Here is a 3,032-nt window from a genome sequence, read left to right as displayed (position 1 = left end):
AGTTGGTTATCTACTGTCTGTAAATGCTCATGGTTGATTTTTAGTTGGTTATCTACTGTCTGTAAATGCTCATGGTTGATTTTTAGTTGGTTATCTACTGTCTGTAAATGCTCATGGTTGATTTTTACTTGAGTATCTACTGTTTGTAAATACTCATGGTTGATTTTTACTTGAGTATCTACTGTTTGTAAATTTTCATTAATTTGTGTTTTTAAGCTAGACATTTCTGCTATTAGTTGTCCGTTAATAAATACAGATTCTCTGAGAGCTTGGAGCAAACTAAAATTTATTTCTCTTTGGTCTTTGAAGAGAAAATTTAATAACTTTAAAGTCGCTTTTTGTAACTTTTTGCTCAGATTAAAAGGAAAGCGGTTGAGTTTATCAGGCCACTTGGTGCGAGTATATGCCCTATTCTCAGCATTTTTGAGGAAAGATTCAATATAACTCAGGTGTAATATCAGATTACTTGTATCTGCATCAGATGATTTGATGACTCGCTGAGGTTGACCCTTGCGTTTAGCCACCTCATCGCGGATCTTGGCCATTAATTCATCAACGTTAATTTCAGGATTGTTTTCTCCGATCATCGCTCAACAGATATAACTAAATTAAGATGTATCCTATCATCAGATGAACAGTGACTAACATGGTTTAAAAAAAACTAGTTCTAGCTCTCCCTTAAAGATAGGTGTGGTTTAAATATATCATTTCTAGAGAAAATCTCAGTAATTTTAGCTAAATTTTGGCAGTAGTTAACTCTTCTTACCGATCGCGTCGCACTGGCGTTTTCTCAGTAATATACCCAATTTTTTATAGAAATCGAGTATGTTGAGCATTATAATCAAAAAACGCTATTAGTAAAATGTTATTACCAGACTAGTATCTGATGTTGATGGATTAAGAATTAACGTTAATCCAACTCCAACAGGGAATGATGCTCTGGGAACTCAAGAGAGAGCTTTAACCATCGGGGGAATTGAGCTTCCAGAAGATGCTGCAACCGGTGTTACTATTAATGCTGGTAACTTCACTGCGGACTTCAATGCCACTGGTACTGCCTTAGATGACACATTCATATTCAATGCAGTGCGATTCTTTGGGCGCAACGGAACTTTCCAAGGTGGCAACGGAAATGATACCTTAGAACTTTTAGGCGCTACCATTGCGGCTGATTTGACAGCTACAGGTAATGCTCAACTACCCACTAATGTTGCTGTCATCAATAACCGTGCTCAAGGTATTGAAATCCTGCGCTTGAATGGAAATACATTGACCGCAGATGCTGGGCAAATCACTGGTATTAACCGCTTTGAATTTGTAACAGCATTAATACCAGGTAATGTTACCCTCAGAGGTGCTGATCAAAATGATCGAATTAGCTTAGATAATACAGGGAGATTAACCCTTGAAGGAGCACAGCAACGGGTTAACTTAACCTTAGATCAAAACATTCCAACTCTGACTTTAGTCTCTGACCGGAATAATAATACCAGTGTAAGCACCACTCCCAATCGAATTGATACCCTAGAATATGGTAACGAGGCGTTAATTATTAATGTTATCGGATCAGGAAGGCCGGCAGATACAGTTGGAGATGGAAATCAGGATAGAAACCTGATTATAGCAGCCCCCACACTGCCAGAAGATGCTCGCCAAGGTATCACAATTAATGGGTCTGGTGTTGGTGGACCCGCCTATACTGGACAGTTAACAGTTACTGGTACTGCTCTTAATGACACCTTAACAGGTGGCACTGGTAATGACACCTTAACAGGTGGCGCTGGTGATGACATCTTAACAGGTGGCGATGGTAATGACAACTTAACAGGTGGCGCTGGTAATGACACCTTAACAGGTGGTGCTGGTAATGACACACTAACGGGTGGGCTTGGTGCCGATATTTTAACAGGTGGCGCTGGTAATGACACCTTCATTTATACATCTGCTGCTGATTCTAACAGACAAACTTTTGATACTATTACCGACTTTGGCGTTGGAGTAGGAGAACGGATTAACCTGAGTGCATTAAACTTTACTGCAACTGACTTTGCAGGACAAGTTGCCCCTGCGGGTGCGAATTTGGCGGATGCTGCAAATAATGCAGCCACTCTCATAGGTGCTGATAGGTTTGGTTACTTTAGCTTCGGAGCTAACACTTTCATCCTTGCTACTAATGCAACACCTGATCTCACAGATGATTTATTCATTCAACTCACTGGTAACGTTGCTCTAACTACAGCAGATTTCACTCTTGCTGTGTAGATGAATAGGAACATACCTTTTTCATAAGTTTTTCTAGGGCATAATCAACTTATGCCCTTTTTTTTATCAGAAAATGGAGTGAGCCAAAACCATTGAAGCAAAGTATCTAGGGCTTGCTGAATAAATGTAAAACCCAGATAAATCAAGGGGTTGGGGCTGCTAAAAAAGAAAGTAGGTGCAATATTTTTGAGGGGGATACTCCCAAAAGCGTGCATTTTGAGTTGAATAAGTCATAAAATCTAGGGATAACAGATAGCCCAAACTCTTGCCTCTTGCCTTTTGCCTCTTGCCTGCCCCTTGTGAGTCACCACCTAAGCCGTTACTAACTTCTCACCTTTGAGCATCCGAGTAGCGGCTTCTAATAGTGCTTCTTCTAAATAGGGTTTAGTAAAGTAACCACTAGCACCGAGTTGAACAGCCATTTGTTTGTGTTTGTCTGCACCGCGTGAGGTCAGCATAGCTATGGGTAGGTGATTAAGACTACCGTCTTTTTGAATAAGTGAGAGCAGTTCCAGACCGTCACAGCGGGGCATTTCAATGTCACAGAAGACAATATCGCAAGGTAAACCAGAACGCAGCTTATCCCAAGCTTGTTGACCATCACGGGCTTGTTCAACACGATAACCAGCTTTGGTAAAAGTGAGAGCTTGTCCTAAGTTGACAATTTAATAGACAAACCTGTACACTCATAGACAAACCTATGAGTGACTTTATGTTTAAACCTCATGAATTTGCTAAAAAAATCGGAGTTTCAGTCAAGACCTTGCAAA

Annotated in this window: 1 protein-coding gene and 2 pseudogenes; 1 reads left to right on the top strand and 2 read right to left on the bottom strand. The window is 40.3% G+C overall.

The annotated features are described in order from the left end of the window. Positions 1 to 587: pseudogene (locus FFR48_RS26745) on the bottom strand (SAM-dependent methyltransferase); the annotation flags it as partial. Between the two features lie 499 nt (positions 588 to 1,086). On the opposite strand from FFR48_RS26745, the gene FFR48_RS30440 reads away from it, so the two are divergent. Continuing rightward, a complete protein-coding gene (locus FFR48_RS30440; RefSeq protein ID WP_307722540.1) occupies positions 1,087 to 2,262 on the top strand; it encodes a calcium-binding protein in 1,176 nt (391 codons plus the stop codon). Positions 2,263 to 2,573: 311 nt separating this feature from the next. Here FFR48_RS30440 and FFR48_RS26735 read toward each other — a convergent pair. Then, positions 2,574 to 2,909 (bottom strand): annotated as a pseudogene (locus FFR48_RS26735) (response regulator); the annotation flags it as partial. Positions 2,910 to 3,032: the final 123 nt, after the last annotated feature.

Source organism: Sphaerospermopsis reniformis (genome assembly GCF_005402885.1).
In the GTDB taxonomy this organism is placed as follows: Bacteria; Cyanobacteriota; Cyanobacteriia; order Cyanobacteriales; family Nostocaceae; genus Sphaerospermopsis; species Sphaerospermopsis kisseleviana.
This window is presented reverse-complemented; position numbering and strand designations above follow the sequence as displayed.